The sequence below is a fragment of the Ancylomarina sp. genome (genome assembly GCF_041555295.1).
Taxonomy (GTDB): domain Bacteria; phylum Bacteroidota; class Bacteroidia; order Bacteroidales; family Marinifilaceae; genus Ancylomarina.
Map to the genome: position 1 here is coordinate 1 of NZ_JBFFKR010000186.1, position 6,757 is coordinate 6,757.

5 protein-coding genes are annotated in these 6,757 nt (G+C 38.0%); 3 read left to right on the forward strand and 2 right to left on the reverse strand.

Features of this window, described 5'->3' with window-relative positions; translation table 11 throughout:
- Positions 1 to 32: 32 nt before the first annotated feature.
- Positions 33 to 587, reverse strand: coding sequence for a peptide deformylase (gene def / locus ABY905_RS12255; RefSeq protein ID WP_372644301.1), 555 nt, complete (start codon positions 585 to 587; stop codon positions 33 to 35).
- Between the two features lie 44 nt (positions 588 to 631).
- On the reverse strand, positions 632 to 1,054 hold the full coding sequence (gene ruvX / locus ABY905_RS12260) for a Holliday junction resolvase RuvX (RefSeq protein ID WP_372644303.1): 423 nt from the start codon (positions 1,052 to 1,054) through the stop codon (positions 632 to 634).
- A 327-nt stretch (positions 1,055 to 1,381) separates the two neighbouring features.
- Here ruvX and ABY905_RS12265 point away from each other — a divergent pair, with 327 nt between their 5' ends.
- The 3 genes from ABY905_RS12265 to ABY905_RS12275 form a co-directional block, all read left to right on the forward strand.
- Positions 1,382 to 3,727, forward strand: a complete 2,346-nt coding sequence (locus ABY905_RS12265; RefSeq protein ID WP_372644305.1) for a TolC family protein — start codon at positions 1,382 to 1,384, stop codon at positions 3,725 to 3,727.
- A gap of 20 nt (positions 3,728 to 3,747) precedes the next feature.
- Positions 3,748 to 4,833 (forward strand): efflux RND transporter periplasmic adaptor subunit, encoded by a 1,086-nt coding sequence (locus ABY905_RS12270; RefSeq protein WP_372644307.1) that lies wholly within the window; start codon positions 3,748 to 3,750, stop codon positions 4,831 to 4,833.
- Between the two features lie 23 nt (positions 4,834 to 4,856).
- Positions 4,857 to 6,757: efflux RND transporter permease subunit (locus ABY905_RS12275; protein ID WP_372644309.1), on the forward strand; the 1,901-nt coding region annotated here is incomplete at its 3' end.

The window sequence follows — 6,757 nt, forward strand, 5'->3', positions numbered from 1 at the left end:
ATTTTCTTAGGCTACTAAGTTCTGCTGTCTTATTATTTTGCTAGGTTAAATCGATATTTAGCTTCGAATTTACCTTTAGAAATACCAGTCAACTTCGATTTTAAAAGACGCTTACGAAGTGGAGAACAATGATCGGTAAACATGATACCATCTAAATGATCATACTCGTGCTGAATGACGCGAGCTGCAAAGCCCGAATATTCTTCATCATGAAACACCCAGTTTTCATCGTAATATTCAATTCGGATCGTCTCAGGTCGAATAACATCTTCGTTCAAACCAGGAATACTCAAGCAGCCTTCTGACATGCTCCACTCCTCACCATTACGTTCTGTAATCTGTGCATTAATAAACATTTTCTTGAAACTTTCCAATTCAGGTTCCTCATCGGCAAAATTTGAGCAATCAAGCACAAACATACGAATTGATCGTCCGACTTGTGGAGCCGCCAGACCAACACCATCAGCAAAATACATGGTTTGCCACATATCTGCCATAAATTTCTCCAAATCTGGATAATCCTTATCTATATCCTTTGCTACTTTTCGTAAAACAGGATGCCCGTAAATTGTAATGGGTAATATCATTCTTTATTGCTTAAATCAATTGAACACCGTCAATTGGTAATTTATTAAAACATATTTCTCTTAGCTTCCATATACGATTGCAATATAATGGTCGCACTAATTTGATCGATAATTGCCTTGTTCTGTCTCTGCTTTTTGGTCATCCCACCATCAATCATCGTCTGAAAAGCTATTTTTGATGTAAAACGCTCGTCAACCATTTCTATCGGCATATCTGGGAATCTCTTCTTCAGCTGCCCAAGAAAAGGTTTCAAATATTTCATCGATTCGCTATCCTCGTTATTCAATTGCTTAGGATACCCGACCACAATACACTCAACCTCTTCGGTCTCCATATACTTTTGAAGGTAATCCAAAACATCTTTGGCATGTACAGTATCCAAACCATTTGCAATAATTTGCATTGGGTCGCTTACAGCTAAACCTACTCGTTTTCTACCGTAATCTATAGCTAAAAGTCGTGCCAAGGGGCGTATTTTTTTTATTTAGTGGGCAAAGATAGAAAAACTTAATGGAAGCATAAACTCAAAGACCTTATAATCGTATCCTTACCCGTATAATTCCAAACTATTGAAGTTTAAAACCATCCCCTACTTCAATTGCGGTTTAATTGTGAGTAAAGCAAAAGCCACCAATTTTAAGAAATGCTTGAATAAATAAAGTTCACCTACTTATTATACTCGTTTACCGATAATTCAATGAGATTAAGCAACTATAATTTTTTAGTATATTACTAGACAGTATTTTTGCAAAATATTCACCCAACTATAAAAAAGTTCTAAATGTATTTAAACATGAAGAAAAAGTTCATCCTACTTATTTTAATATTCTCTTCTTTTGCTGGTTTTGCTCAGCAACAGAAAGATTATCATATCGCAATCCTGGGCGATAAGCTTATACCTGAAACGGATCAAATTCTCGATCAACTTAAAGATGAGATCAGATCAGTAGTTGGTCAATCTGCGAATATTGTTTTTAAAGACTCATTCGTTTTATTGAATGACCTGAATCTTGATAAAGCCAAAAGCAATTACGAAATGATGCTTGCATCAACAGATGTTGACTTGATTCTATCATTCGGATCGATCAATAACCTTGTTATTGCAAAGAATAAAACCTTCCCAAAGCCTGTGATTCTTTTTGGAGTTATCAACGATGATTTCATCACTTTCCCTGAGGGACAGCTTGCATCAAACATTCCGAATCTGACCTATATTCTGACACCACAGTCGTATAAGAGAGATTTGTTGCAATTCAAAGAAATATACCCCTATCGGAAAATTGGAATTGTTCTTGATGAATATCTCACAGAAATTTATCCTGTAAAGAACACGCTGGATGAAATATTCGAAAGCATCGATGCGGAATATGTTCTTATCCCCATCAAACAAGTTTCCGATCTTGATAACAAATTGGAATCCCTAGATGCGGTTTATTTGTCGGGAGGTATATTCTTCTCCAAGGATGAGCAGATGGCTTTGGTTGAAAAATTAAATGCCAGGAAGCTACCAACATTCACCTCTATGGATGAACATTTTTCCGGTTATGGCGTTTTACTGACATCACAACCGATTAATAATCTAGATCAATTTTTCAGACGCATTGCCTTAAATATTGAAGCGGCTGTAAATGGTGATAATTTATCGCAACTCCCCATTTATATGGACATTGATGCAAAACTATCGCTGAATATCGAAACGGCTTTTCAGATCAACTTCCCTCTAAAATACAGTTTCCTGCTACGAACTAATATTGTAGGAAATGCCAACCGACTTTCGTCACAAAAAAGTTATTCTCTTCCTGATGTTATGCACCAGGTATTGGATAAGAATCTGGGCTTAAAAGCTGAACAGAAAAATATTGAATTGGCCTCACAGGAGGTTAAGCTTTCCAAAAGTGAATATCTTCCAGATCTATCAACTTCGGTAAGTGGAACGCATATTGATCCCGATCTTGCAGAAGTTTCGAATGGATCAAATCCTGAATACACCACATCTGGCAATATTAAACTGGAACAGGTTATTTTTTCGGAACAGGCAAGTGCCAATATCAAGATTCAGAAAGAGTTTGAAAAGGCGACAAAAGAAACCTATAATTCCAGCGAAAAAAATGCGATTCTGGATGCGGGCATAGCGTATTATAGCGCACTTATTGCCAAGGCAAACTTCCTAATAAACGATGAGAATTTAAGAGTAACCCGCAAGAACTATGAAATTGCTCAACAAAAATATGATGCCGGACAAACTGGGAAATCAGATGTTTTAAGATGGAAAAGTGAATTGGCACGGGCTACACAAAGCATTGTAAACGGATACACTTCTCTAAACCAATCCTTCAATGACTTAAATCAGATTCTAAACAATCCTATAGGCTTAAGAATTGATGTTCTTAATACAGAAGAGAATGAAATTGGTAAAACAAAAAAAGAACACTGGAAGTTTTTCAACCTCTTGGATGATCCCTTCCTAAGGGTAAAGTTCACGCTTTTTGTTGAAGAACTTGCTATAGAGAATGCGCATGAATTAAAATCATTACAACACAATATTAGCGCAACAAAACGACTTGAAACCTTATATCAGCGAAGCAAGTTTCTCCCAACAGTGGGCTTTCAGGGACAATACAATCACACCTTCACCAGAGATGGGAAAGGCTCGACATATCCAACCGGATTTATGGGTGCACCTGATGGCTATTACAATCTAGGTGTACAGGTAAGTCTTCCCATTTTTCAGAAAAACCAGAGAAATATAAATAGACAAAAATCCTTTATTCAACGGGAACAATTAAATTTTCAGAAGGATGAAACCATCGTGTCAATCAAGAAAAATGTGAACGATATCATATTATCCATCTTGAGTCAGTATTCCAGTATCGAACTTTCGCAAGTCTCAACTGAGGCTGCTAAAGAAAGTCTTGAATTGATGCAGGTTTCCTACTCCAACGGAGCCATAGGCATTACATCTTTAATTGATTCCCAGCAAGCCTATTTTCAGGCTCAGCAACAACAAGCTAATGCAACTTACAACTTCCAATTAAGCATTTTGCAACTTGAGAGAATCATGTCGTACTTCTTTATTCTCCATTCGGAGGAAGAGAACCAGGCCTTTATCAATCGCGTAAAAGAGAAAATTGTTCGATAAAAATTTTAAATTTTAAGCATATGAAATTTACATATCATACTTTAATCCTAGCTGTTTTGCTACTTAGTTCAGCTTGTTCCGACAAAAAAGAAACCGTTCAAAAAGAAAAACTACGTCCTGTAAAATATGCCGAGGTCACCTATTCGGGTATTGGTCAGGTTAGATCATTTAATGGGACTGCCAGATCTGACAAGGAAATTAACCTAAGTTTCAGAACCAGTGGCATTCTAACCATTTTAAATATTTCTGCCGGACAGAAAGTACACAAAGGAGATCTCTTAGCTCAAATCGACAATTCTGAAGCTCGCTTGTCTTTAGAACAATCGATTTCTTCATTAAACAGTTCTAAAGCCAACCTAAACACCAGCACGTCTACATTGGAAAGAACCAAAACCCTATTTGAAAAAGGGAGTGCTTCGCTAAGCGATTATGAGAATGCAAAATCGTCATTTGCTTCGGCTCAAGCCAACTATGAATCAGCCAAACGAAGCGTAGAGATACAGCGAAAACAAGTGGGGTACGGCATTATTTATGCACCTGCTGACGGTGTGATTGCTTCAAAGAATGTAGAGAACAACGAAAATGTCGGGGCAGGTAGCCTTATTGCAGTTCTAAATGCTGGAAGTTCTATGGAGATAAGCCTTGGGATACCAGAGAATGTTATTAACCGTGTGCACAAAGGCATGAAAGTTAAGGCAAAATTCCCTGCTCTTCAAGGCAAAACTTTTGATGGTGTTATTAACGAAATTGCCCCTTCAATTGAAAGTGGATCTGCCACATACCCTGTACGTATTAAGCTTTTAGGAGAAACATCCAATGTGAAATCAGGAATGGCTGCCAATATCAAATTCACTTTTCCAAAAACAGATAATCAGGAAGTTTTAATCGTTCCAATTTCAGCAGTTGGCGAAGACAGCAAAGGGAACTTTGTTTATGTGATCGAGAAACAAAATGATGCGGTTGGGGTAATTAAAAAACAACATTTTACAATTGGAGAACTATCATCCGTTGGATTTGAAGTAAAAAAAGGACTGAAGTCCGGACAAATTGTTGCCACAGCGGGTTTGCAAACCCTGCTCGATGGACAAAAAGTTAGTCTTAAATAATATCACACTTTAAATCAGCACATATGAATCTTACGAAATTCGCAATAGAAAAAAGCCGAATTACTTTTACCCTGCTTGCTGTAGTGGTGATTATGGGATTAACGATATATAAATCATTACCAAGAGATAGCATGCCGCCTTACACGGTTAGGGTTGCAACAATTGTCTCCTCATTTCCGGGTGCCAGTCCCGAGCGAGTGGAACTACTGGTCACTGATAAAATTGAGAAGAAAGCTCAGGAGATTCCTGAGGTCAAAGATATTAAATCTACTTCCAGAACGGGATTATCAATTGTTTCAGTAACCCTTAAAGATGAAGTTGGGCCAGATCAACTTCAAAGCATTTGGGATAAATTGAGACGTAAACTCGATGGCATTCGCGACTTACCCAAGGGTGTTAAGCCTGACTTGGATGACGATGACGTTGGTGTTGTTTATGGTATTATTGTAGGCTTAATAAGCGATGGCTATTCCTATAATGAAATGAAGAATTTTGCCGACGATCTTCGCGACGATTTGATTAATCTGGATGATGCTGCAAAAGTGGAGTTTGGGGGCGTCCAGGCAGAACGAATCTTTATAGAATTTGATGAATCACAGCTAAAAGAATATGGTTTAACCTCAACCAGTCTTCAAAATATCATTGCTGCCACCAATATATTAGATTCAGGTGGTGAGGTGAATCTTCAGGATGAGAAAATCATTTTGGAACCCACGGGGAATTACAATTCGTTGGAAGATATTGAGAATACATTAATCCCAATTGGTGATGGCAAACAAGTGGTTCAACTTCGCGATATCGCTAGTATTAGAAAAGCCTATATCGAACCAGCAACTTCTATTGTTCATGTTAATGGACAACCCGCCATATCACTGTCAATTTCATTAATTGAGGGAGCAAACATTATTAAACTCGGCGAGGAAGTTGATAAAGTTGTGGGCAAGTGGAATAAGGAACTTCCTATTGGCTTAAAAATTCAGCGACTTTCATCTCTGGATACTTTTGTGGATAAGAGTATTGGTAATTTCATCGGTAATTTGGTTCAATCCATTGCGATTGTTTTGATTGTAATGTTGATCTTTCTGGGATTAAGAACCGGCTTAATTGTGGCCAGCTTGATTCCTATCGTTACCATTACGACTCTAATGCTAATGGGACTTATTAATATGGGTTTGAACCAGGTAACTTTGGCAGCTTTAATTATGGCTCTGGGTATGATGGTAGATAATGCCATTGTGGTTTCCGAATCGATCATGGTTAAAATGGAAAAAGGAGCCTCCGCTAAAGAGGCAGCCATTTCTTCTTGTACCGAACTCATCATTCCGCTTTTAATATCGACCTTAACAACTTCAGTAGCCTTCTTATCATTCTATCTGGCTGACTCGGTTATGGGTGATATTATGGGACCCATTTTCGTGGTCATCACCTTGGCTCTGATTTCTTCGTGGATCGTTTCCTTAACCGTCATCACCATGATGTGTTACCTTTTCCTGAAAGTAAAACCCAAAGAAGAAAGCAAACCCGCTTTTATGGATCGTATGTTCGACACCTTAAAAGTGTATTATAAATCGCTGATACTAGTTGTCTTAGATTACAAACGCAGTGTACTTCTGGGTATTTTCGCTTTATTCTTCTTATCTCTTTTCGGATTCGGTTTGGTACCCTTCGATTTCTTTCCTGATAGTGATCGTAACATGATTACCATTAATATTAATTTACCATTAGGGACTAAGATTGAACGGACCGAAAAGGTTGTCAAGAAAATAGAAGCCTTTATTGCCCATGAGCTATTGGTAAACGCTTCCCGCTCAGAGGGGATTGCCGATTGGTCTTCTTTTATAGGACAAGGGCCAAACTCATATGATTTGGGATATTCACAGGACGAAGCCAACTCGAGCTACGCCCATATTCTGGTAAATACCAG